Genomic DNA, 1,104 nt, shown 5'->3' on the forward strand with positions numbered 1-1,104 from the left:
TGTGGGCGGAGTGCCGCTGAGAACAGGCGCCGCGACCCAACACCCAGAAAGATGCACATCACAGGCCGGCCCGCGAGCCCGGCGCGGCACGCCCCGTTACTGCGCCGTGTACCCGGCGGCCGAGGGGCATGTCGCCACGACTCTGAATGCCGCGCTGCGGTCGCGCTCGGCGCGGGACTGGCCGGCGCGGGGAGAGGAGCGCGGGATCCCGCTGGCGGAGGTGGGGTGAGAGGTCGGCGTGGTCCGGTGCGGCCAAGCCCGATGCGGGGCCGTGCTTGGTACGGTGCGACATAGATGGCGTCCGCGTCTGAGGCGCTCGCGAGCAAGGACCCCCATGAGTGAACCGATAGGGCTGCGTGAAGCTGCCATTGAGTGGCTGAAGATGCGTTCGCTCGATGGCCAGGTACCGCTCACCCGGGAGGACATCGGTGACTTCCGGTGGAACGGGGAGCCGTTCCCGCTGATTTCTACGCAGAACGGAATCCGCAAGCCGGCGGGGTTTGAGGCCGCGCTTTCCTTCTACACGGTGTATCGCCCAACGGGTCATGCCCGTCCCTACGAGGATGAAATCGGCGACGACGGCCTCATGCGCTACAAGTGGCAGGGCACGAATCCCCGTCTCCCAGCGAACCAGGGGCTCTTCCGGGCACACGAGCGCGTCCTCCCGCTGATCTGGTTCGTCGGCGTAGGCATGAGTCCAGCACGGTTTCAAGTGGTGGCCCCGGTCTATGTCGTCGGACGCGAGGATGAACGACACCAAATCGTCTTTGCACCGATGGAGCCGGAGGACTATTCACCGGAACTCATGCATGAGTCTGTTCTGGAAGCGTCTCTCAAGCGGTATCTGAGGCGGGAGGTCAAGATCCGCGTTCACCAGCCGCATTTCCGTTCCACCGTGCTGGCCGCCTACGACAACCACTGCGCGGTCTGCAATTTTGCACATCCGGAATTGCTGGATGCTGCTCACATTGTTCCGGATCGTGAGGTGCATGGTCTGCCGACCGTGGTCAATGGCCTTGCCATGTGCAGGATCCACCACGGTGCTTTCGATAATCACTTCTTGGGCATCACGCCTGACTTCACTGTGGAGATCCGACAAGATCT

Annotated in this window: 1 protein-coding gene; it reads left to right on the forward strand. The window is 63.6% G+C overall.

Annotated elements, in window-relative coordinates; all coding sequences use genetic code 11:
* Positions 1–334 precede the first annotated feature (334 nt).
* The coding region (locus AB0N07_RS51835) for an HNH endonuclease (RefSeq protein WP_365848064.1) at positions 335–1,104 on the forward strand (770 nt) is incomplete at its 3' end.

The sequence above is a fragment of the Streptomyces sp. NPDC051172 genome (genome assembly GCF_040682555.1).
In the GTDB taxonomy this organism is placed as follows: Bacteria; Actinomycetota; Actinomycetes; order Streptomycetales; family Streptomycetaceae; genus Streptomyces.